The organism is Clostridium merdae (assembly GCF_900176635.1).
Taxonomy (GTDB): Bacteria; Bacillota; Clostridia; order Oscillospirales; family Acutalibacteraceae; genus Faecalispora; species Faecalispora merdae.
This window is the reverse complement of record NZ_FXLN01000004.1, coordinates 1-21,573: the sequence shown is the minus strand read 5'-3', so window position 1 is coordinate 21,573 and position 21,573 is coordinate 1. Positions and strand designations below refer to the sequence as shown.

Below are 21,573 nucleotides of genomic sequence, written 5' to 3'. Positions count from 1 at the left end.
ATACATGGCAGGAAAAATCAAAAGATCGCTATTTGCAATCTTCTTGAATACAACCCCAAAAGAAACTGCTACTTACGCTCTAATGGGCGAAGGCATTACCAGCCATAAAGTGGATTATAACCCTGAAACCTCCGATGAAACCTATGTAAGCCAAGATAGCGGCACTACCGATGTAGAAAGCTACAAGCCCACCATTCCTACTCAACAGACCGCAATCTTAGGCGACCCGGTGTTTGACTATGTAAATGGCCTCCGTAAAAAGCGTGCGGTGCTTGATGCCGCCCGTACCGATATTGTTATGGTAGACCTGTATGAAACGCCTGTAGGGGGAAAATACCCCGCGGAGAAAAATACGGTATCTATTCAGGTTGACGACTTCGGCGGTGATGGTGGTAAATCGGTGGAAATTAACTACACCGTGAACATGGTCGGGGACCCGGTTATTGGAACTTTTGACCCAACCACAAAAACCTTTACGGCTACCGTATCCGGAGGTGGAGAGTAATGCAAAGTTTGCATATCAACACTGGCGAAATCCGGCTATGCGTCAACGATGACCCGAACCGGGTGATTACTTTTAATCCCACCGACATTTCCTTTGTCGAACGCTTCTATAACTTATTGGGAGAATTTGAGGAAAAAGAAAAAGAGTACCGACAGAAAGCAGAGGCTTTGCAGGAGAACACCGAGGTGGGTGCGTTCGACATTCCGAAAAATCTCGGAAGCGCTCTCGGCCTGCTGCGTGAAACCTCTGCCTTTCTACGGGAAAAGATTGACAATGTATTTGGAGCCGGAACCAGTCAGGCTGCTTTTGGCGAGGCTAATACACTGGATATGTTCGAGCAGTTTTTCGAGGGAATTACGCCATTTGTACAGAAAGCGCGGGAAAAGCAGGTTAGCAAGTATACCGCACCGCCTGCGTCCTACCGGAACGTGCTAAAATGAACGTCCTGATTGACGGCCTGCCAACCGCTGTGGAAATCGACGGCACAGAATACACGTTGAACACTGATTACCGCACTTGCTTGCAAATCATGACGGCATTCGAAGACCCCGAATTAACCGGATTTGAAAAGCAAACCGTTATGTTACAGCTACTATACCCCATTGTTCCGCCGGATGCTCGTCGCGCCTCCGAGCTGGCCGTGAAGTTTCTGAATTGCGGGCAAGAATCCACTGGCAATGACTCCGGTGATGAAGACAGTACCCGGTATTACAGCTGGTCACAAGATGCGCGGTACATCATGGCAGCCATTGAACAAGCCTATCACATAGACCTATTCTCAGCAGATTTACACTGGTGGCGCTTTTCCTATATGTTTCTGGATTTGCCGGAAGAATGCTTTTTCAGTCGGCTGATTTACCTACGCAAGCAAAAAGCAAAAGGTAAACTCACCAAAGAAGAAAAAGAGTGGTACTACTCTATGCGGGAAGTTGTTGACCTGCCGGAGATTTACACCACGGAAGAACAGGCTACAATCAATAATTTTATGGCACAGCTCGGGCAGTGACGCTCGGGCTGTTTTATTTGTAAAGGTAGGTGATACGCTTTGGCAATGGGCTACGATGGCAGCATTAATATTAATACCAAAATAGACAGCGCTGGATTTAACCAAGGAATTAAGGGCATCAGCAACGGTCTGGACGGAATCACTGCTTCCTTAAAAAACTTGCTGCGGCTGTCGGTATCGCCTTTGGTATTGCCTCAATTGTTAATTTTGGCAAGTCTTCGGTAAGTGCTGCAACCGAACTATCCAATGCGCTGCTTGGCCTGCAAAGTATTCTTGAGGGACAAGGGAGAAGCTTTAAGGCGGCGCAGGCCTTTATTCAGCGGTACACGGCCGACGGCCTAATTCCGGCCACGAACGCCATCACAGCGTACAAAAATCTGGCGTCCCGCGGTTACACCGACCCGCAGATTCAGGACACCTTACAGGCATTAAAGGATTCCGCTGCATTCGGACGGCAGGCCAGCTATTCCCTCGGCGATGCAGTTTCGACCGCAACGGAAGGGCTGAAAAACGAGAACTCAATTCTGGTCGACAATGCAGGTGTAACAAAAAACGTCGCTAAGATGTGGGAGGACTACGCCAAGAGTATCGGCGTAACTACCAACAACCTTACAAAACAGCAGAAAATCCAAGCGGAATATCTCGGTATCATGGAAGAAACCCGCTTTCAGGTAGGCGACGCCGCTAAGCTTACCGGTACTTATTCCGGGCAAGTTCAGCAGCTGGGATTTAATTTCAACAACCTGAAAGTCGCGGTCGGCAAAGCCTTAATCCCGATAGCTAGCGCGGTGCTCCCCGGTCTGAACGCTATCATCTCAGCCCTCACCCGTGTGGCGAATCTCTTTGCCCAAGTTACAACTGCACTGTTTGGCCGTCAGGCATCACAGCAGCAATCTGTAGCTAATACCGCATCCAACATAGCCACATCGTCCAATGATGCCGCCAAGGCTCAAAACAAACTGGCAGACGCAACCAAAAAGGCTGGCAAGGCCGCGGATGGGGCGCTTGCGGGATTTGATGAATTAAATGTTTTGCAGCAGGATACGGCTTCTGGCAGCTCGTCAGCAGATGCTTCTACCCCCGACGTTTCCGGTGGTGCAGCAATAGATCCCATCGGAGGTCAGGAGATTGGTGCTGGTGTTACTATCAGTCCAGCGGTACAGGCTGCGGTAGATGAACTAAAACGTATCTTCACCCCTTTGCAAGCAATTGACTTTACTAACCTTAAAAAAGCACTTAGTGGCCTTGCGGACGCCGTAAAACCTTTGGGAAAAACTCTTTTTTCAGGATTGGAATGGGCATATATAAATATTTTTGTGCCTCTTGCAAAATGGACTATCGAGGACGTATTACCTGCCTTTTTAGGTATACTGGCTGGTGCAGTAGAGGTACTCAGCGCCGTTATTGATGCCTTAAAACCCGGAGCTCTATGGTTGTTTGACAATTTTTTAAAGCCTCTGGCCGCTTGGACAGGCGGCTTTATAGTTACGGTACTGACTGATATAAAAAATGCTTTACTGGGAGTATCTGATTGGATTAAGAAAAATCAGGGACTCGTGCAAGACATGACTGTAACAGTTGGACTGTTTTTCGCCGCGTGGAAGGTGGCAGATCTATTAGCGTTTGTCACGAACGCTGGCGGCATGGTCGGAATCCTCGGAAAGATGAAAGAAGGCTTGTGGGCTGTCACGGGTGCTAAGGTAGCTGATAAGATAGAAACCATCTATCTTGCAGGGCTGTATGCAAAAGAATTTTTAGTAAGTCTTGTTAATACCACCGGTGCACTGGTGAAACAGGCTGCTGAGTGGGTCATTACAACTGCTGCAAAAGCGGCCGACACTATTGCGACATGGGCATCTCAAGCGGCTACTGTTGCCGCTACGGCAGCGACGTGGCTCTTAAACGCCGCACTGGCTGTGCTTACCTCACCCATCACACTTGTCGTGGCAGCTATCGCAGCGCTAATTGCCATCGTATACCTGCTGATTACTCACTGGGACCAGGTCAAAGCCGCAGGTGCTGCCGCATGGGACTGGATTAAAAACGCGTGGGCTTTTGCAGGCGGATGGTTTAATACCAACGTCGTACAGCCCATCAGCAAGTTTTTTATTGGCTTGTGGACAGGAATATCCACTGCAGCAGGGAACGCTTGGAAGTCAATTTCCGGAGTATGGCAGAATGTTTCAAAGTGGTTTTCTGAGCATGTAATTGAGCCAATCGAAAATGGTTTTAAAGGTTCCATAAACGCTATGATCGGTATGGTGGAGGGTTTTGTAAACTCCTTTATTGGTGGAGTCAACAAAATTATTGAGGCGCTTAACTCTATCCATATTGATGTCCCGAAAGAAATACCCAAAATCGGCGGCATTAAGTTTGGCTTTAATATTCCAACAGTCGGCAAAGTAGCCATTCCTCGTCTTGCTACCGGTGCCGTCATTCCCCCGCGTGCAGAGTTCGCTGCCATCCTCGGTGACCAGCGCAGCGGTACAAATATCGAAGCCCCAGCAGACTTGATTCGCAGCATCGTAGCGAGTGAAATTGACAAGCTCAATATTCAGCCACAAGTTAATATTATTGCTTCAGGAGATAACGCAGGGCTGGTCAAGTGGATGAAATTTGAAATTGAACAGGAAAGCAGCCGAGTAGGCCCAGCATTTGCAACAGGAGGCGGTCGCTAATGATTATAATCGACGGAGTAAAATTTGATATTCCTATTGTCAGTCTAAAGCGCACTGCCGAGTTTTTAGATAAGTATGCAAAGCGTACAGAGGACGGCAACCTGCAGCGCAAGCTGATAGGAGTTTATTTTAACTACCAGTTAAAACTGGCTCGTAGCACCGCCGTCGAAAAAAAGGTATATCAAAAGCTGTGGGATAAACTTACTGAACCAGTAGAATTCCACATTGTGACCGTCCCAGACGAATCAGGGAACTACACCTTTACTGCATACTTTGCCAACGTTGGAGACGAAATGCTAACACAGCAAGGCAGTGAAAATTATTGGAAGAACCTCACTGTAAATTTCACCGCCAAGGCGCCGGCACGGAGACCCTCTTAAGGATGTGATTGCTTGGAATATACCGAAATTACGCTAGACCTAATTGATGTTACAGCGAGAGAAGACAGTTCCCCGGCGGCGTCGGATATACAGCCATTTGCGGATACCGAACAGCTGAAGCGTGACGATCTGACCGTACCGGATTATGCAACCTTGGAAGAAAACTTCTTTTTGTTGGACGGCAGCAAACCGTTGTTCCCTGACTCTCCTGCCGGTATGGATTTCAGTTATTGGAGCCAGAGCATATCCGATGCAGATGGTGTCTTCGCAGAACCGCCGAAGTTAGAAATCTCTTTCACCGAACAACACACTAGCGCAGGATTGACGCTTCATTTTCTGCCCGACTTCCCTGCCTTAGTTAATATTCAATGGCTCACCCTTGGCGGCGTGCTTATTATCAGCAAGGATTTTCAACCGGATGCCTTGGACTACTTTTGCGAGTGCCCGGTCGAAAATTTTGGGAAGCTCGTTATTACCTTTAAACGTACTGCGGAGCCTTACCGGTATATCAAGCTGCATGCCATCAATTATGGCACCTTTCTTACTTATTCAGATACCGATGTTGTCAGCGCAAAAATCACAGAGGAAGTCGATTTAATTTCCAATACCCTGTCCATCAACATGGCAAATTTCACGCTTCACAGCCCCACCGATGATTTCAACCTCATGAATCCACAGGGGGTATTTAAACTGTTCCAGCAAGGGCAGCAAGTGCACATTCGTCATTTCTTGGATTCTGGTCCCGTACAAATGGGTACGTTTCGGTTAGCAACGTGGCAAAGTGCAGATGCGTCAACCGGGCAGTTTACGGCAAATGCGAGCGTAGGTGAACTGGATAAGACCGATTTTAAACTTGGGAAAATCTATGTGAACGAGCCTGCTGAAAATATCATCAATGCGATCATGGCATCAGCAGGCTGGATAGATTACACCGTCGAGGACGCAATACGCAGCACTCCCCTCTCCGGTTGGCTGGCTATCAGTACTCACCGAACCGCTTTGCAGCAGGTCGCATTCGCCGCCGGAGCTATCGTGGACGACAGCAGGGGCAGCACAATACGCATTTACTCCCAGCCGCCAACTTACAACCACCTTATCCCTCGTTCCCGAAAGTTTTCCGGCGGTAACGTCAAGTTGCTGTCCTACATCTCGGACGTGTCACTCACAGCGCATAATTATGTACTCAAATCCGATGCGGAGCAGATATTTCAAGGCACACTTGCAACCGGCCAACATGAAATCCAGTTTGATGCAGCATGTGCAGAGCTGGCCATTACCGGCGGAACCATCGCCGAGCAGCACACCAATTATGTGGTCGTATCGGTTGATGTCGACGGTGAAGTTACCCTTACGGGAAAAAAGTACGAAGACCACCCTGTAACATACCTGCGAGCCGCTGAGAAGCTTCCAGCGGGCGCGGCGCGAAACACCATCAAGTTTGAATCCGCTACGCTGATTTCCGCCTCGAACGCTCCAGCAATCGCCCAGCGGCTTTACGAATATTATCAGCTCCGCTACCAAACCAGCTTACCGTTTATCCTCGACCAGGAACGCGCCGGCGAAAAGGTTGCGCTGCAGCACGCTGACGGCACTGGCTACACGATGGATACCATTGAAAAGATGGATATTGACCTGACCGGGGGCTTTGTGGCAAACGCTACGTTAATCGGTAATGGCGTTGATATTGTATTGGCCTACTACGCCGGTGAGCTTTATGCCGGGCAGAATACGGGGGTGCTGTGATGACGTGGATTGAACCGGTTTACGACCGAACGCAAAGTGACATAAATAATCAGACTCCGAAGGGCTATTACAACGCCGTCGACCTGAATCGTATTGAACAGAACTGTGCATATCTGGCAGGCATCTTTGGTGTGGCGATTAACACCCGCGCATGGAATCGCACAGATTTCCCCACGCCGGGTGAATTTGAAAGAATCCTCTCAAACCTAAACAACCTGCGTACTGCTTATTTTGTATACCAGACAACGCCTTCAACTCCCCAAAATCCTGTGAACGAATTTCACAAAGCAAACAACATAGAACAAATCTTGCATGACCTATACGCTTTATATGATGATAATAAGCAAGCAATTATGTATGCCGGTGAACCCTACGCTGGGCAAACGATTGGAGTGATTTAAAATATGACATATCAAATAAAAGTCTGGAAAAACAGATTGTCAGAATTTCCGAACCGCCGCCGATTTGAAACTACGGGAATAGAAAACACTTATGACGTGATGCGCGCCGAGGGTAATGTTACAGAAATTGGAAACGCTTTTGACGAAACTGAAATGAATGATTTAGAGGGGCGTATTGCAGACGGATTTGAGGTTACAGCCAGTGCGGAAACCCTCGCCACTCATACCTCCGACACCACCGCTCACATCACCGCTGCCGAGCGTACAAAGTGGAACGCCTCCGTCCCCAACACCCGGAAAATCAATAACAAAGCACTTAGTGCAGACATCACACTGACCGCTGCGGACGTGAGTGCTGTGCCTACAACCGATGTAGTGACTACCGCTAATGCAAACAAGCTGCTTAAGCTCGATGCAAGCGGAGTATTACCTGCGAGTATTACTGGTTCATCCACAAATACCACCTCCGTTACCAGTGCTCTCACTGTATCCACCTCTGCTCCGTCGTCTTACATTGGTGACGGTAAAATATGGGGTGTGTACTGATGCCGGAGTTGTGGCTACCAAGCGGTGGTGTGAACCGTAAGCAAAAGGAGTTGTGGCTGCCCCAAGGTAGTGTGAACCGAAAACAGAAAGAGCTGTGGGTAGCAAGTGGGAGTGTGAATAGAAAGATTTTCACTAGCGGAGTAGGTTATACAATTAGTTGGCGTACGGTGCAGAACGATTGGAATCTATATGTAGATGATTATGGAAATTTAGTAATGAGTGTATCTCAATCCAATAAAAACAGTATAATTGCTTTTCAGTGTGCTGTGGATTTCACACTTGAGACAGGTATAACTATTACAAAGCTTATAGATTTATTTAGCTTTAATAGTTGTACAGTTGAAAAATATTATGCTGAATCATCTATGGGATTGGTTTATTCAAGCTATCAACCTACTGGGCTTCCATACTGGAACAATAATCAGATTATAACTCGCGCAAGCTTTGATAAGAATTTTGTATTAAAAAGTCCAAATGCTGATAAGTATGACGCTAGATACATTTCCATTTTCATTAGTGCCACTCTTACATCGACAAGCTCACACGGCTCCAGTTTTTACTTTAAATGCCCAGCACTTTATTTTTTGAATGAACGAATTAACGGCACAACAGGTAGTTTGCCTATATACCAAGATTAATTTAAGGAGGAGATAAAATGACACAGCAAATTATTTTCGCAGACGAAACAACCATTAACGTCGCTAATATTAACGCAAATGGTGGTTACCATCAAGGAGCGCAGCGGGACAGCCTTGAAATCCAGATTGCTAAAGATACAATTTCTTTTGATGCTTTAGATGCTTTAGATGCCTTAACCTCAGAAGCTAGCAAAACCGACCGCCTGACCATTGTCACGCAGGATGGTGATAAGAAGATGCAGGAGGTTTATGACCATTACGTACTACGCACTGCGTTAACACTTAAACCTATTGTCGTAACCAAAGCCACGGCAAGTACCCCAGCCGTTACCGAAGAAAGACTCTGTGTCACTCTGGCGCAACTTACTTACACAGAAGTGCAGCAAGCAACGCAGGCGGCCGAGATTGCCGATATGCAAGCCGCTATTGCTGCTTTGGCGTTCGGAGGTGAGGCATAATGAATATTCTGCTTAAAATTGTTTGCCAAGTAATTGCACGCAGAAAAGCAAGTGGGGAAACTTTTGAGGAGATTATTAAGGAGTACCCCCGCATGACCGCGGAGGATGTAGCCCAAGTGGAAAAGGAGTTGAACATAAATGCTTAAAGGTATCGACGTGAGCAACGCCAACGGACGCATTGATTGGGACAAACTCAAGGGTAACATTGATTTTGCCATCCTGCGCTGCGGAATTGGCAGTGATATACCCAGCCAAGACGACAAGCAATGGGCGCGTAATATATCCGAATGTAACCGGCTGGGCATCCCGTGGGGTACATATCTGTACAGCTACGCTATGTCAATTACGGATGCAGAGAGCGAGGCAGCACATGCCTTGCGCTTACTTAAGGGTTTAAAGCCCACATACCCGGTGTACATTGATATGGAAGATGCCGACGGCTACAAAGCAAAGCGCGGTGGGATTAGTAAGCAGATGGCAACCGATATTTGCCGTATCTTCTGCGAGCGCCTAACCGCTGCTGGTTTTACTGCTGGGGTGTACGCGAATAAGGATTGGGCGGTTAACCGACTCGACATGGCGCAGCTCTCCAATTGGACGTTCTGGCTGGCGCAGTATAACAGCAAAGTAACTTACGCAGGTAAGTACGATATGTGGCAATACAGCAGTACCGGTACCCTACCGGGTATCAGCAAAAAGGTAGACCTCAATTACTGCTACAAAGATTTTACTGCCCCTGCTCCAACTATTACCGGCCTAACGCTCGACACTAGCAGCAAAGACATGGCAGCCGGGGACAAATACACGCTGCTTGCAAAGTGCAAGGATAAGCCTGCCGTTGCCACAACTGGGCGAGATGTAATTGCAGTATCCGAGCCGTACAAGGATTCCAAAGGCCGAGGCTGGCTGATTGATGTACAGGGCTTGCCTCCGGAGCCGGTTGCAAGACACGCTCATATCAAAGTAACTGCTAACAGAGTGACGCAGCAGTGCAATTTTAATGTAGTTTGAGGGGGATAACATAATGCTTCTATCTGCAAAATCTATGTACTTTTCGGCGCTGACCGCAATTTCCGCGGCCGGCGCCGCTATTTTATCTGCTCTGGGCGGCTGGGACGATAGTCTGCAATTTTTAATTGGTATTATGGCCGTAGATTACCTACTAGGTATCCTGATTGCTTTGGTTTGGCACAAAAGCCAAAAGACCGCGGACGGTACGTTCGAGAGCAACGCCAGCCTTAAGGGGCTACTCCGAAAATTTAGTGTACTGCTGATTGTTTATGTCGCAGTGCAGCTCGATACCGTAGCCAATACCGGCGGGTATCTGCGCACAGCCGTGATTCTGTTCTTTATCGCAAATGAGGGATTCAGCATCATAGAAAACTTTGGCATCATGGGTGTACCGATGCCGAAGCAGGTGAAAGATGCTTTTGCGGCGATTAAAAGCAAAGCGGAAAAAACCGAATAGATGTGGCTATCCCCCGCTAGAAGATTTCTTCTTGGCGGGGGATTCTTATTTTATGCTAAATTATCGACAATACAGACCGATATTAATATAGAACAATTGTTTATATTTAACTAAAAGCATTAATGCTCTATGAAAAGAATGGAGAAATTAAAATGAAATTAAATATGAAAAGAGGCTTAGTGTTTTTGCTGATATTAACACTAATGTCATCCATTATGCCATTTGCGTTTGCGGAGGAACCGCAAAACTGGAAAGTGAAATCTAAACCGCAAAATCTTTATAATGGTTCCGCATATAATCATGTAAATTCAGTAACCCATAATGGATATATTTATTATTTTGGTGGCAAAACAATAACCACTAGTACTGATTATAATAAAACAGAGATGTACGATTTTTCCACGAATCAGTGGCACGAAAAGGCAAATATGCCTATTTCGCGTTTAGACTTTGACACTGTTTCATTGAACAATAAGGCATACCTGGTAGGCGGTTATCCAAATGGAGATGTCTTATTGGCATACGACTTTGCATCCGACTCATGGGAGACTAAGGCCTCTCTCCCATTTAAATCATCAGCAAATTCAAAAGCGATTGTAATGGATGGAAAAATATATACATCAAATGAATCCTTATTTGCTGTATATGACCCTCAAAAAGATACCTGGGAGAGCAAAGCTTCGCTACCCACACCAATATATAATTACGACAAAATAGAAGTGGTTAATGGAAGGTTATATGCTATCATTGGAAGAACTAATAAAAATATAGTTGTCTTAGAATACGACCCTTTATCTGATGTTTGGACAAGCAAAGCGTCTGCCCGAACTTATAGAGAGAAGTTTAATACCGCGGCAATTAATGGGATAATATATGTTATAGGTGGAATGGACGGTCCAGACCACATAAATAGGAACGTGATGGAAGCTTATGACCCAATTTCTAATAAATGGTCAACGCTAGCAAGTATGAAAGAGAAAAAATTTGATGTCAATACGATAGTCGCTAATAATGAAATATATGTAATTGGAGGAAAAACCGGTGTTAGCAGTGCGTCTTTTGAATATCTAAATACGGTAGAAAAATATAATATAAATGAAAACAAATGGGATTCCCTACCTTCTTTAAAGTATACAAGAAGTACCGATGTTCAAGTTCACTATGTATCAAATTCTTTATTCGTATTTAAAGGATATTCTGATTTCCCTGAAATTTACACTTTGCATAATAACGAATTTATCCCCACACTCACCGTCACCGCCTCCCCCAACAAAGTAAAAGTAGGCAATCGTTTCAGCACAACCGTTGCTATCCACAACGTCAGCAACATCTACGCAGAGGATATTAAAATCGACTATGATGCGGAACGATTTGAGTATCTAGGAGCCTCTGCTAAGGATGGTTTAAAAATCTATAAAGAGGATACTTCCACTCCCGGCTCTGTGAGATTCATTGTCGCGCACTTAGGAAAAGATAGCGGTGCGACCGGAGACAAAGATTTGATTGAGCTCACGTTTAGAGCAAAGTCTGTGGGAATCGGAAAAGTAGATATTACGAAGGGACGAATCGCCGATAACGACGTTCTGGAAATGGATGTTGCAGAGGAAAATTGCGGTGAAGATACTATTGAAGTTGAGGCCAATAAGGATGTCAACCGCACTGGAGAATACACTCTTTTAGACTTAGGTATTGACGCCTATTATTACGGGTTGCAAGCAGACCAAACCGATACCACACGGTTTGATACGGATGTTATTCCTGACGGTGTAATAGATGATAAGGATTTGACGGCAATTACACAGTCTATTCTAGATAATAGCAATTATCCGTTTAACTAAGTGAAAAATCCCGCCTTGTATTATAATACAGGGTGGGATTTTTTATATACTTTGCAGCTTTTCCGTTAGCCACTCTAGCATTGCACCTCTACCGTTATCGTTTAGCTCAAATTGAGATTCATCTTCCATTTCTGACTTTTCATAGCAATAAGGCCCTTGCCACGTTTGTACTAGTAGTTTTTCGTCAATAGGTTTAATAATATACCGTATATTACCTTTACTACCTTTGAAAACACCACCGTTTTGAAAATACAGCAGACCTGGCAAATCCATCTTATCACCTCGCATAAGTTAGATTATATACCTATAATTATAAATAGCAAGCTTCTTTATAGTCTATTTTACATTATATTTCCATTGATGTTTTCGAACGCATGTTCTAATATATAGAAGCATACACTAGAACAAGCATTCGGAGGTGGAAATGTGGATCGGATAATATTGCACTCAGATTGCAATAGCTTTTATGCCAGTGTCGAATGCCTGCATCTCCCGGAGATACGGGATAAGCCGGTGGCAGTGGGCGGCGACGTTGAGCAGCGGCATGGCATTATCCTTGCAAAAAATGAGCTTGCCAAAAGGTATCAGATAAAAACTGGCGAGGCGCTTTGGCAAGCTCGGCAGAAGTGTCCTGAACTGGTGATTGTGCCACCTCGCTTTGAGTTGTATCAGCGCTTCTCACACCTGTGTCATGAGATTTATCTCGACTATACAGATCAGGTGGAACCTTTCGGGCTAGATGAGTGTTGGCTCGATGTCACGGCCGCCGGCGCGAACGGTGTGAATATTGCTCACAAAATTCGCGAAAGAATTAAATTTGAGTTAGGAATTACCGTGAGTATCGGAGTATCTTACAACAAAATATTTGCCAAACTGGGAAGCGATTATAAAAAGCCTGACGCAGTTACCGAAATCAGTCGAACAAATTATCAGGAGATGGCTTGGCCTTTGCCCGTGGGTGATTTGTTGTATGTTGGGAGGGCTACGCAGAGAAAATTAGAATCTTATTGTAAGCATACAATAGGTGACTTAGCCGTTACTCCTGAAAAGACTTTGAGAGGATGGTTTGGAAAATGGGGCAGCGTGCTGTATGCCTTTGCAAATGGGTTTGATATTTCACCAGTCTCACGTTATGAAGACAGAGATGTCGTGAAAAGTATTGGCAATAGCACCACTACGCCACGTGATTTAATCGACAACGAAGATGTGAAAATCATCCTGTACATATTGGCAGACAGCGTTGCCCGGCGACTCCGAGAACATGGCTGTAAAGGGCGGACAATCAGTATCAGCGTCCGAGATAATCAGCTGTCCGGTTTTACACGGCAACACGCCTTAGCCAATTACACTAACATTACCACTGAAATAGTGCAGGTTGGTATGGAATTATTTTTAAAACATTATGATTGGCAGCATCCTATTCGCAGCCTTGGAATTGGCATTTCTGATTTGGTAAGTGACTCTGCTCCTTTACAGCTGGATTTATTTGGAGCAGGAAAAGAGCAACTGCGAATGGAACAATTAGATATTGCCATGGATGGCCTGAAAAAACGCTTCGGGACAAATGCAGTACGCCCCGCGATATTATTAAAAGACGCAGAACTGTCAGGTTTTGACCCTAAACGTGACCATACGATACATCCCGTAAGTTTATTTCGGGGGCCTTTGTAAAAGATAAGTAAGAGGTGAGTTATATGTGTGGAAGATACGTTTTGTTCAGTGATCCCGAGATGGCCGAAATTAGAGAAATTATTGAAGAAGTTCAGAGAAAACATCAAGAAATAAAAACAGGCGAAATTTTTCCTACCAACAAAGTACCAGTTTTAATACAAGAAGATGGAAAAATAATGCCTGAAGCTGTAAAGTGGGGCTTTCCTAATTTTCACAATAAAGGTACTGTAATTAACGCCCGAGCAGAAACTGCACCTGAAAAGCCAATGTTTCGGCGTAGCTTAGAAACGAAACGCTGCATTATACCTTCTTGTGGCTTTTTTGAATGGTCGCATTCAGGTGACACAAAAATAAAGTATCAGTTTAACCTACCTGAAGAAGATGCTCTATATATGGCTGGTCTTTATAATGATTTTAATGGAGAACGTCGGTTTACTATATTAACGACAGCAGCTAATCAATCCATAGTAGATATACACAATCGAATGCCGGTTGTACTAAAGCGCCCAGAGATGGAACAGTGGCTTGAAAGCTATCAAAATGCTTTAGATATATTGCAAACCGACAGGCCGAAGTTGGTAAAGCGGTTGGCATAACTTCTCAGCCAGGTATAAAATAAAATCCCCCAGCTATCACAGCCGGGGGATTTTTGCGTTCAGAATTACAAACAAATCATAAATCTGTACGTTTAAGAATGGTGCTGGTGACCGGACTTGAACCGGTACGGTGTTGCCACCGAGGGATTTTAAGTCCCTTGCGTCTGCCGATTTCGCCACACCAGCAAATAACGATTACATTGCATAAACTGTGATTCATACACTCAAAAAGCAATTAAGAGCCGGAGTATCTATGCAATATTCCACGTAAAAATATACATAAAAAACGGCGTGAAGATATTATAGCACAACCGGCTCGTAAAATCAATGCAAATTTACTGCTATATGGGAGAATTTGCACAAAATATTAGTGTTTAAAAACTGCGACTACCGTTTGAAGCATAATCTTAAAATCTTGCCATACTGAGATACGATTGAGATATTCTAGGTTATAACGCATTTTTTCCGGCAGAATGTCATTAATATAAATTTCTTCCGGGTCACCACCAGAATTAAGCAGCTCATCCTCATCCTTAAAATGGATACTCGCCGTTGCGGTTACGCCCGGGCGCACCAAAAGGGTTGCCAAATACTCGGGCTTGTAGGCATCTACATACTTACGTACCTCTGGCCTTGGTCCCACAAGGCTCATGGTACCATCCAGCACATTTAAAACCTGCGAGAACTCATCCAAACGGCACTTTCGAATCAACTTGCCCACTCGCGTGATTCGTGAATCCCCTTCTGTGGTAAGAGCCAAGCCCTTTTTATCGGCATCCTGCACCATAGAGCGAAACTTATAAATACGAAAATCTTGCCCGTTTTGCCCCACCCTTACTTGTCTAAAAAAAACCGGACCCTTGGAATCAATTTTAATTGCCACTGCTAACAGCAAAAAGAACGGCGATAAAACCAATAAAATTAACGCCGCTACCACAATATCAAACACTCGCTTAAAAAACAACGAGGTCTTTTGTTTGTTTAGCAGCTCAATATACGGTTTGATTTCTTCCTGTTGCATCCACTGGGGTAACTCCTGATATAGCACACTTTTCACCATTTTCCTTAAAAACTTTGCGTGGAAGCTTCTACCTATCATTATGGCAGAATTTTCTCTTTTTAAACTGTACCCAAAGAAATAACATTTGTCAAATCCTTTTTCTTTTTGTCGACGATAACGAAACAATTTACGAAACTGTTAGTCAATGATATAATTGTTATAGAAAAAAGAATAGTATATTTTCTATATTATAACGATAGAAACGGGGTTTTCCGATGTATTATCTTGGCATTGATTTGGGCGGTACGAACATTGCGACTGGTGTTATTGATCATAACGGTAAGCTTTTATCCAAACAGTCTATGCCCACCGGTGCTCCTTGCTCACCACAGGAGCTGTGCGACCGAATTGCTGTGGCTGCCCAAATGGCTTGTGCAGGGGTCGAACAAGTACAATCAGTGGGAATCGGCTGTCCTGGCTCGGTGAATCGTAACACCGGTGTAGTGGAGCTTACACCGAACTTACCGTTTCGTCATTTTCCCATTCGGGAGGAATTAGAACGCCGTCTTCATTTACCCGTAGGTGTAGATAATGACGCGAATGCCGCCGCATGGGGAGAGTTTAAGGCAGGAGCACTTAAGGGCGCACATAATGCAGTTGCCATTACCCTTGGAACTGGTGTTGGGAGTGGCTTGATATTGGACGGTAGTATCTATGCCGGGCAAAACGGAGCTGCTGGCGAAATGGGCCATATGGTGATTGAACGCGACGGTCGCGCCTGCAACTGCGGCAGACGAGGCTGTTGGGAAAAGTATGCTTCCGCCACGGGGCTAATACTTACAACACGTGAGCTTATGGAGCAGGATTCCACCCATGAGAGCATACTTTGGCAAATGGTTAATGACGATTTAAACCAAATTTCAGGCAGAAGCGCATTCGATGCCATGCGTAAGGGAGATGTGCTCGGCACAAAGATAGTGGAAGTTTATGTTAGAGACTTGAGCTGTGGGTTAATTAATATCATCAACAGCTTACAGCCAGATACGATTTGTATTGGCGGGGGAATCAGCCATGAGGGAGACGCTTTGCTTACACCCACAAGGGTAATTGTGGAAAAAGAGCAATATGTAACCAATTCTCCGCTTAAAACAAAGCTGGTTACCGCTCAATTAGGCAACGATGCAGGCATCATCGGTGCAGCGCTATCCGGTGCGGAGCTTTGTGGAAAATAACTTTCTATCCTTACATAAAGCTATATAGAATAAACGATGCGTCCTGAACTCGAAACATACCGAGTTCGGACGCATTTTTCTTTTCTGTTAACAAATCGAATTACAATTCATATAAACTATGGGTTCGTTCAAACTAAAAACAAAAGGTGTGAATTAGCTCGCTGCAAACTGACTGTTATATAAATCAGCATAAAAACCTTTTTTCGCAAGCAGCTCCTCGTGTGTTCCCTGCTCGATTATTTTGCCAGCATTCATAACCAAAATTGAGTCTGCTCCCTGTATGGTAGAAAGGCGGTGAGCTACCACAAAGCTGGTGCGCCCTTCCATCATCCGCTGGAACGCCTTTTGAACCAATAGCTCTGTGCGAGTGTCAATGCTGCTGGTTGCTTCATCGAGTATCAGCATTGGAGGGTCAACGAGCATCACCCGGGCAATACAAAGCAATTGCCGCTGCCCTTGTGACAGATTTCCCCCATCCTCTGATATCATTGTATCGTAGCCATTGGGCAAGCGAGTAATAAAGGAATGCGCCAGCGCCGCTTTTGCAGCTGCTGCCACTTCTTCCATTGTAGCGTCTGGTTTTCCGTAGGCAATATTTTCACGAATCGTACCGGAGAACAGCCATGTATCCTGCAATACCATACCAAATAAAGAACGCAGGCTGCTGCGGGTAATCTGGCGGATATCGGTATCATTAATCCGAATACTCCCACTATCAACATCATAAAATCGCATAATTAGATTAATAATCGTAGTTTTGCCGCAACCAGTGGGGCCTACAATGGCAATTCTCTGCCCTGCGTGCGCATTTATATCAATCTCCTGCAAAAGCTTGGTATTCGGGCGGTATGAAAAACTGACATCATGAAAGGTTACCGAATAGTCACTACCCTGCACCTGTTGCGCATTTTCAGGCTCCGCTGGCTCTTCCTCTTCATCGAGCACCTCAAATAAACGGCGAGCGGAAGCAAATGCCGTTTGAATTTGAGTGAGCACAGCGGTCACTTCATTAAAAGGTTTGGTGTATTGGTTTGCATACGCCAAAAAGCTAGTAATCTGCCCTACGCTTAATTGGGTAGGAGCTCCGGTGATGGCACAAATTGCACCAATTACTGCAACTGAGGTATACACAATGCCGTTTACAAAGCGAGTGGATGGATTGGAAAGCGAAGAATTAAATTGTGCTTTTTCACCTGCTTCGTAAAGCCTTGCATTGATTTCGTCGAACGTATTCTCTGCACGATTCTCATAGTGGAATGCGCGAACCGTTTTAATACCGCTGACCATTTCTTCAATTAATCCGCTAAGCTCTCCTTGGCATGCCTGCTGGTCAAAAAAGCGCCTACGAGAGATTTTCGCGATAAAGGCAGCCACAAACAAAGAAAGCGGAGTGATGCAAACCACTACCAGCGTAATCACAGGGCTGATGGTGAGCATAAACAACAAAGTGCCAACAATGGTGACTACACCCGTGAACAACTGCGTAATGCCTTGCAGCAGGCCGTCCGACACTTGATCCACATCGTTTACAACACGGCTAACCAAATCGCCATGCGCGTGGCCATCAATATACTTTAACGGTAAGCGGTTTACCTTTTCATATGCTTTTATACGTAAATCACGTACCGTACGGTAGGTTGCTTGATTGGTGCAATAGGTCATAATCCATTGGAATACCGCACTTGTAACAACGGTAACCGCCAGCAAAAGAAGGATTTGCCGCATTCTTGCAAAATCCACCTTACCTGGTTCTATCACTTGGTCAACCGCATGGCCGATGAGAATAGGAGCATATAACGAAAGAGAAATATAAATAATAGCACAGAGCAATGCACCTACGAGATACCCCAAATAAGGTTTCATATACCCGGCTATACGACCAATTACTGTGCGCTTCATTTCGCCACCTCCTCGCGGTTCATCTGCGACAGGCAGATTTCCTGATAAACCGGGCAGCTTTGAACCAGCTCTTCGTGAGTGCCGATTCCAGCCACAACACCGTCATCGAGAACAATGATTCGGTCTGCATGGCGAATCGAGCTTACGCGCTGCGAAACAATGAAAACCGTGGTACCGGCTGTTTCGTTTTTTAAAGCACGACGCAAGGCTGCATCTGTTGCAAAATCCAATGCACTGGAGCTATCATCAAGAATTAATACTTGTGGTTTTTTTGCGAGCGTTCGGGCAATTGCCAAACGCTGACGCTGACCGCCCGAATAGTTTTTACCACCTTGACTAACAGGCGAGGATAGTCCCTTTGGCAAGGCCTTTACAAAATCTTCTGCTTGCGCCGTTTTGAGTGCCTGCCACAATTCGTCATCTGTTGCGTCCGCATTTCCCCATTGCAGGTTTGTGCGGATGGTGCCAGTAAACAGTTCGGATTGCTGAAGTACAATTCCAACTCGATTGCGTAAGATTTGGAATGGGTAATCCCTTACATCTACACCATCTAATAAAATCTGACCTTCGGTAACGTCGTAAAAACGAGGAATCAAATTCACCAAGGTAGATTTACCAGAGCCTGTACCACCAATAATTCCTATGGTTTCTCCAGATTCTATTGCAATACTGCAGTTTTGAATTGCATATTCACCTGAATGATGATAGGAAAAGTTTACATTGCGAAACTCTACCTTTGGTGCTCCAGGTATGGTGTTTATGTCTTCTATACCAGCAACATCTTTTACTGTGGTTTCCGTTTGAAGAACTTCGTTGACCCTAGATGCAGAAGCAGAGGCTTTTGTAAAAATAACAACCAAATTTGCAACAACCACTAGAGCTAAGAAAGTTTGGTTCATGTAGTTAATTAAAGCAACAATTTGACCCTGAGAAACCACACCGTTGTCTACCCGATAGCCACCAAACCATACAATTGCCAGAATAGAAAAATTGACAATCGCAAACGTAACTGGATTTAATAACGCAGATAGCTTACCAACGCGAACAGCAACCGCAGCCTGCTCTTCGGCGGCATTGGCAAAGCGCTGTGTTTCTTGCTCTTGCCTTGAAAAAGCGCGGATGACCCGAACTCCAGACAAACTTTCGCGCGATAAACGGGAGATTGCATCTAATTTTTTCTGTATAGATTTAAAGAATGGAATAGAACGACTCATAACCAAATATAGTGCTAGACCAATGAGCGGTGTTGCCACAACAAAAATAATCGCTAAAGGAATATCGATTGTCATCGCCATAATTACTGCCCCAATCGCAAGAAAAGGCGCACGCACGACAAGACGAATCAACATTGCCACAGCAAGCTGAAGCTGATTAACGTCGTTTGTTAAACGTGTAATTAAAGATGGTGTGCCAAAACGGTCTATCTCTGCATATGAGAGCGTGTTAATATGGCGAAATAATTCTCCACGCAGAACAGTACCGAAGCCTTGAGAGGCCTCCGCGGCCATCTTCTGGCAGACTAAAGTGGAACATAGCCCAACAACACCAAGAAGTAGCATGATACCGCCCATTTTCCAAACGTATGGTACATCTGCTTTTAGCACACCTTCGTCAATGATTTTCGCTGTTACAATGGGAATAATTAGCTCAAATATAGCCTCTATCAACTTAAATATAGGACCGAGTATTACTTGTTTTCGATATGATTTTAAGTATTTGGTTAGTTCACGCAAAAATAATCAGGCCCTTCATTTGGTAATTGTAATGATATTATAAGTCTAATAAATTGTAAAATGGAATCTTTAAAAATGAATACCATAACCACTCTTCATAGTTGAAAAATCATCCTAAGAAAATCATGCTCTCCCAGCCGCCAAAAGCTTCGCTTTTGTTTTGCGACGTGAGGTTATCCAATCATATTTAGATTCGGCTTTTCGCGAGACATTTTACTGTTTTTCTTACCATTTTGCAGATGATTCAATGCTCTCCCAGCCGCCAAAAGCTTCGCTTTTGTTTTGCGGCGTGAGGTTATCCAATCATATTTAGATTCGGCTTTTCGCGAGACATTTTACTGGTTTTTATTACCATTCTACAGATGATTCAATGCTCTCCCAGCCGCCAAAAGCTTTGCTTTTGTTTTGCGGCGTGAGGTTATTCAATCATATTTAGATTCGGCTTTTCGCGAGACATTTTACTGTTTTTCTTACCATTTTGCAGATGATTCAATGCTCTCCCAGCCGCCAAAAGCTTCGCTTTTGTTTTGCGGCGTGAGGTTATTATAACACGTTTTACTTACAAACACACCTAATTTGAATGCTTTATAATTCATGCCTAGAAAAATATTAACTCTAAATGATTTTAATCTCCAAGTTTTTTCAGGTAATAATCAAATAAAATTCCGACAAACTATATGGCAAGGAGTGATCTTATGGATAATCAAGAAAATCAAATGATTGGAAATTTACCTTCAAATATTAATGCAGTAAATCCAACACCAAGACCAGACGCACAATCTATTACCCAGCTGGTAAAGCACAGTGGCCGCATTGAAGGCTATCAACTTTCTAACGGGCAAATTGTTAGCAAGCAACAAGGAGTTGAACTGGCAAAAGCCGGGGAGATTCGCGGTGTTGCCGTAGCTGTTCGAAAAGGGAACGAATACCTTCGTTCTCTACCGGATGGAGAGGAAAGCAACAATTTAGGAAATCTTCCTTCAATTTCGCAATAGTTTTTGTCGTATTACACTGTTTTATAAAAAAATCAGGATGCAAAAAACCACCAGTAATTACTGGTGGTTTTCTTTGGCTCCCCAAGTTGGACTCGAACCAACGACCCTGCGGTTAACAGCCGCATGCTCTACCGGCTGAGCTATTGAGGAATATTAGTGTTGGCATCATCCTATTGTTCCGGGCCGTTACCAGCCAAGTATCTTCGGCACTGATGAGCTTAACTTCTGTGTTCGGAATGGGAACAGGTGGACCCTCACCGTCATCGACACCAACTATGTACCGCAGAGGAGGTTTTCGCCTTCCTGACGGATATTGTAAAAACAGTTTCCTGTTTTATACGGCTACTGTAAAGATTGTTTTGGTGACCCGTGGGGGAATCGAACCCCCGTTACCGGCGTGAGAGGCCGGTGTCTTAACCGCTTGACCAACGGGCCAAATATCTCAGCCTTAGTCAGGTGCAGAGGCCAGAGATCTGCCTCAGACCCCCGCCTGACTTCTTTGTGGTGCACCATCAGGGACTCGAACCCGGGACACCCTGATTAAGAGTCAGGTGCTCTACCAACTGAGCTAATGGTGCTTGCCAAGCGAAAACTTGAACCTCTTGCCGCTTTTCAGCAGCCGATGCGCTCGCAGCCCTTCGCCAATCTTTTGTACCCTATAACGGGCACTGAAAACTGAATAAAGAAGAAACAGAAGTAAAGCGATTGAGCAAGGCCCAACCAAGAAATATGGTCAAGCCCTCGACCGATTAGTACTGCCAAGCTAAATGCATTGCTACACTTACA

Annotated in this window: 23 protein-coding genes, 4 tRNA genes and 1 rRNA gene; 19 read left to right on the top strand and 9 right to left on the bottom strand. The window is 44.8% G+C overall.

What is annotated here, in order from left to right; genetic code table 11:
• Positions 1–4 precede the first annotated feature (4 nt).
• From CAN90_RS05545 to CAN90_RS05475, 15 genes are all read left to right on the top strand, one after another.
• The gene (locus tag CAN90_RS05545) at positions 5–505 is read left to right on the top strand and encodes a phage tail tube protein (protein ID WP_085832859.1); all 501 of its coding nucleotides are present in this window, start codon (positions 5–7) and stop codon (positions 503–505) included.
• On the top strand, positions 505–945 hold the full coding sequence (locus tag CAN90_RS05540; protein WP_085832858.1) for a hypothetical protein: 441 nt from the start codon (positions 505–507) through the stop codon (positions 943–945). The genes CAN90_RS05545 and CAN90_RS05540 overlap by 1 nt, the downstream gene beginning before the upstream one ends.
• Positions 942–1,511: a bacteriophage Gp15 family protein gene (locus CAN90_RS05535; RefSeq protein WP_085832857.1), complete on the top strand. Its 570-nt coding sequence runs from the start codon at positions 942–944 to the stop codon at positions 1,509–1,511. Before CAN90_RS05540 ends, CAN90_RS05535 begins: the two co-directional genes overlap by 4 nt.
• Positions 1,512–1,550: 39 nt before the next feature.
• Positions 1,551–1,736: a hypothetical protein gene (locus CAN90_RS05530; RefSeq protein ID WP_085832856.1), complete on the top strand. Its 186-nt coding sequence runs from the start codon at positions 1,551–1,553 to the stop codon at positions 1,734–1,736.
• Between the two features lie 338 nt (positions 1,737–2,074).
• Entirely contained in the window at positions 2,075–4,189 is a 2,115-nt protein-coding gene (locus tag CAN90_RS05525; RefSeq protein WP_085832855.1) for a phage tail tape measure protein, read from the top strand.
• Complete coding sequence (locus tag CAN90_RS05520; protein WP_085832854.1) at positions 4,189–4,569, top strand: hypothetical protein; 381 nt, start codon at positions 4,189–4,191, stop codon at positions 4,567–4,569. Before CAN90_RS05525 ends, CAN90_RS05520 begins: the two co-directional genes overlap by 1 nt.
• A gap of 12 nt (positions 4,570–4,581) precedes the next feature.
• Positions 4,582–6,312 (top strand): hypothetical protein, encoded by a 1,731-nt coding sequence (locus tag CAN90_RS05515; RefSeq protein ID WP_085832853.1) that lies wholly within the window; start codon positions 4,582–4,584, stop codon positions 6,310–6,312.
• Entirely contained in the window at positions 6,312–6,713 is a 402-nt protein-coding gene (locus CAN90_RS05510) for a hypothetical protein (RefSeq protein ID WP_085832852.1), read from the top strand. The genes CAN90_RS05515 and CAN90_RS05510 overlap by 1 nt, the downstream gene beginning before the upstream one ends.
• Before the next feature lie 3 nt (positions 6,714–6,716).
• A complete protein-coding gene (locus CAN90_RS13690) occupies positions 6,717–7,259 on the top strand; it encodes a hypothetical protein (RefSeq protein WP_085832851.1) in 543 nt (180 codons plus the stop codon).
• Entirely contained in the window at positions 7,259–7,897 is a 639-nt protein-coding gene (locus CAN90_RS05500) for a hypothetical protein (protein WP_085832850.1), read from the top strand. Before CAN90_RS13690 ends, CAN90_RS05500 begins: the two co-directional genes overlap by 1 nt.
• Before the next feature lie 17 nt (positions 7,898–7,914).
• Positions 7,915–8,355 (top strand): hypothetical protein, encoded by a 441-nt coding sequence (locus CAN90_RS05495; RefSeq protein WP_085832849.1) that lies wholly within the window; start codon positions 7,915–7,917, stop codon positions 8,353–8,355.
• Positions 8,355–8,501: a DUF433 domain-containing protein gene (locus tag CAN90_RS05490; protein WP_085832848.1), complete on the top strand. Its 147-nt coding sequence runs from the start codon at positions 8,355–8,357 to the stop codon at positions 8,499–8,501. Before CAN90_RS05495 ends, CAN90_RS05490 begins: the two co-directional genes overlap by 1 nt.
• Positions 8,494–9,366: a glycoside hydrolase family 25 protein gene (locus tag CAN90_RS05485; RefSeq protein ID WP_085832847.1), complete on the top strand. Its 873-nt coding sequence runs from the start codon at positions 8,494–8,496 to the stop codon at positions 9,364–9,366. The genes CAN90_RS05490 and CAN90_RS05485 overlap by 8 nt, the downstream gene beginning before the upstream one ends.
• A gap of 13 nt (positions 9,367–9,379) precedes the next feature.
• Positions 9,380–9,823 (top strand): phage holin family protein, encoded by a 444-nt coding sequence (locus CAN90_RS05480; protein WP_085832846.1) that lies wholly within the window; start codon positions 9,380–9,382, stop codon positions 9,821–9,823.
• Between the two features lie 152 nt (positions 9,824–9,975).
• Entirely contained in the window at positions 9,976–11,661 is a 1,686-nt protein-coding gene (locus CAN90_RS05475; protein WP_159450357.1) for a cohesin domain-containing protein, read from the top strand.
• 42 nt (positions 11,662–11,703) lie between these two features.
• On the opposite strand, the gene CAN90_RS05470 is transcribed toward CAN90_RS05475, so the two are convergent.
• The gene (locus CAN90_RS05470) at positions 11,704–11,934 is read right to left on the bottom strand and encodes a hypothetical protein (RefSeq protein ID WP_085832844.1); all 231 of its coding nucleotides are present in this window, start codon (positions 11,932–11,934) and stop codon (positions 11,704–11,706) included.
• A 153-nt stretch (positions 11,935–12,087) separates the two neighbouring features.
• Here CAN90_RS05470 and CAN90_RS05465 point away from each other — a divergent pair, with 153 nt between their 5' ends.
• Both CAN90_RS05465 and CAN90_RS05460 read left to right on the top strand, forming a co-directional pair.
• Positions 12,088–13,332 carry a Y-family DNA polymerase gene (locus tag CAN90_RS05465; protein ID WP_085832843.1) on the top strand — a complete coding sequence of 415 codons (1,245 nt, stop codon included), beginning with the start codon at positions 12,088–12,090 and terminating at the stop codon, positions 13,330–13,332.
• A 23-nt stretch (positions 13,333–13,355) separates the two neighbouring features.
• On the top strand, positions 13,356–13,928 hold the full coding sequence (locus tag CAN90_RS05460) for an SOS response-associated peptidase (protein WP_085832842.1): 573 nt from the start codon (positions 13,356–13,358) through the stop codon (positions 13,926–13,928).
• Between the two features lie 99 nt (positions 13,929–14,027).
• On the opposite strand, the gene CAN90_RS05455 is transcribed toward CAN90_RS05460, so the two are convergent.
• Positions 14,028–14,114 (bottom strand) — tRNA-Leu (locus CAN90_RS05455).
• Between the two features lie 181 nt (positions 14,115–14,295).
• Positions 14,296–14,949 carry a sugar transferase gene (locus CAN90_RS05450; protein WP_242953584.1) on the bottom strand — a complete coding sequence of 218 codons (654 nt, stop codon included), beginning with the start codon at positions 14,947–14,949 and terminating at the stop codon, positions 14,296–14,298.
• 254 nt (positions 14,950–15,203) lie between these two features.
• Between CAN90_RS05450 and CAN90_RS05445 the strand changes: the two genes are divergently transcribed.
• Entirely contained in the window at positions 15,204–16,160 is a 957-nt protein-coding gene (locus CAN90_RS05445; protein WP_085832840.1) for an ROK family protein, read from the top strand.
• 153 nt (positions 16,161–16,313) lie between these two features.
• On the opposite strand, the gene CAN90_RS05440 is transcribed toward CAN90_RS05445, so the two are convergent.
• Positions 16,314–18,059 carry an ABC transporter ATP-binding protein gene (locus CAN90_RS05440; RefSeq protein WP_085832839.1) on the bottom strand — a complete coding sequence of 582 codons (1,746 nt, stop codon included), beginning with the start codon at positions 18,057–18,059 and terminating at the stop codon, positions 16,314–16,316.
• Positions 18,056–19,792 carry an ABC transporter ATP-binding protein gene (locus CAN90_RS05435; protein ID WP_085832838.1) on the bottom strand — a complete coding sequence of 579 codons (1,737 nt, stop codon included), beginning with the start codon at positions 19,790–19,792 and terminating at the stop codon, positions 18,056–18,058. The genes CAN90_RS05440 and CAN90_RS05435 overlap by 4 nt, the downstream gene beginning before the upstream one ends.
• 695 nt (positions 19,793–20,487) lie before the next feature.
• On the opposite strand from CAN90_RS05435, the gene CAN90_RS05430 reads away from it, so the two are divergent.
• Positions 20,488–20,787: a DUF3892 domain-containing protein gene (locus tag CAN90_RS05430; protein WP_085832837.1), complete on the top strand. Its 300-nt coding sequence runs from the start codon at positions 20,488–20,490 to the stop codon at positions 20,785–20,787.
• Between the two features lie 74 nt (positions 20,788–20,861).
• On the opposite strand, the gene CAN90_RS05425 is transcribed toward CAN90_RS05430, so the two are convergent.
• The 4 genes from CAN90_RS05425 to CAN90_RS05410 all read right to left on the bottom strand — a co-directional run bounded on the left by CAN90_RS05425 (position 20,862) and on the right by CAN90_RS05410 (position 21,365).
• Positions 20,862–20,937: transfer RNA gene (locus CAN90_RS05425), tRNA-Asn, on the bottom strand.
• Positions 20,938–20,944: 7 nt separating this feature from the next.
• Positions 20,945–21,061, bottom strand: a 5S ribosomal RNA gene (gene rrf / locus CAN90_RS05420).
• An 86-nt stretch (positions 21,062–21,147) separates the two neighbouring features.
• Positions 21,148–21,222: transfer RNA gene (locus tag CAN90_RS05415), tRNA-Glu, on the bottom strand.
• A 67-nt stretch (positions 21,223–21,289) separates the two neighbouring features.
• Positions 21,290–21,365 (bottom strand) — tRNA-Lys (locus CAN90_RS05410).
• Positions 21,366–21,573 lie beyond the last annotated feature (208 nt).

Excerpts from the sequence above, each read along its gene's own strand:
- CAN90_RS05545 (WP_085832859.1), top strand. The coding sequence starts at position 5 with ATGGCAGGAAAAATCAAAAGATCGCTATTTGCAATCTTCTTGAATACA.
- CAN90_RS05540 (WP_085832858.1), top strand. The coding sequence starts at position 505 with ATGCAAAGTTTGCATATCAACACTGGCGAAATCCGGCTATGCGTCAAC.
- CAN90_RS05535 (WP_085832857.1), top strand. The coding sequence starts at position 942 with ATGAACGTCCTGATTGACGGCCTGCCAACCGCTGTGGAAATCGACGGC.
- CAN90_RS05525 (WP_085832855.1), top strand. The coding sequence starts at position 2,075 with ATGTGGGAGGACTACGCCAAGAGTATCGGCGTAACTACCAACAACCTT.
- CAN90_RS05520 (WP_085832854.1), top strand. The coding sequence starts at position 4,189 with ATGATTATAATCGACGGAGTAAAATTTGATATTCCTATTGTCAGTCTA.
- CAN90_RS05510 (WP_085832852.1), top strand. The coding sequence starts at position 6,312 with ATGACGTGGATTGAACCGGTTTACGACCGAACGCAAAGTGACATAAAT.
- CAN90_RS13690 (WP_085832851.1), top strand. The coding sequence starts at position 6,717 with ATGACATATCAAATAAAAGTCTGGAAAAACAGATTGTCAGAATTTCCG.
- CAN90_RS05500 (WP_085832850.1), top strand. The coding sequence starts at position 7,259 with ATGCCGGAGTTGTGGCTACCAAGCGGTGGTGTGAACCGTAAGCAAAAG.
- CAN90_RS05495 (WP_085832849.1), top strand. The coding sequence starts at position 7,915 with ATGACACAGCAAATTATTTTCGCAGACGAAACAACCATTAACGTCGCT.
- CAN90_RS05490 (WP_085832848.1), top strand. The coding sequence starts at position 8,355 with ATGAATATTCTGCTTAAAATTGTTTGCCAAGTAATTGCACGCAGAAAA.
- CAN90_RS05485 (WP_085832847.1), top strand. The coding sequence starts at position 8,494 with ATGCTTAAAGGTATCGACGTGAGCAACGCCAACGGACGCATTGATTGG.
- CAN90_RS05480 (WP_085832846.1), top strand. The coding sequence starts at position 9,380 with ATGCTTCTATCTGCAAAATCTATGTACTTTTCGGCGCTGACCGCAATT.
- CAN90_RS05475 (WP_159450357.1), top strand. The coding sequence starts at position 9,976 with ATGAAATTAAATATGAAAAGAGGCTTAGTGTTTTTGCTGATATTAACA.
- CAN90_RS05470 (WP_085832844.1), bottom strand. The coding sequence starts at position 11,934 with ATGGATTTGCCAGGTCTGCTGTATTTTCAAAACGGTGGTGTTTTCAAA.
- CAN90_RS05460 (WP_085832842.1), top strand. The coding sequence starts at position 13,356 with ATGTGTGGAAGATACGTTTTGTTCAGTGATCCCGAGATGGCCGAAATT.
- CAN90_RS05450 (WP_242953584.1), bottom strand. The coding sequence starts at position 14,949 with ATGCAACAGGAAGAAATCAAACCGTATATTGAGCTGCTAAACAAACAA.
- CAN90_RS05445 (WP_085832840.1), top strand. The coding sequence starts at position 15,204 with ATGTATTATCTTGGCATTGATTTGGGCGGTACGAACATTGCGACTGGT.
- CAN90_RS05440 (WP_085832839.1), bottom strand. The coding sequence starts at position 18,059 with ATGAAGCGCACAGTAATTGGTCGTATAGCCGGGTATATGAAACCTTAT.
- CAN90_RS05430 (WP_085832837.1), top strand. The coding sequence starts at position 20,488 with ATGGATAATCAAGAAAATCAAATGATTGGAAATTTACCTTCAAATATT.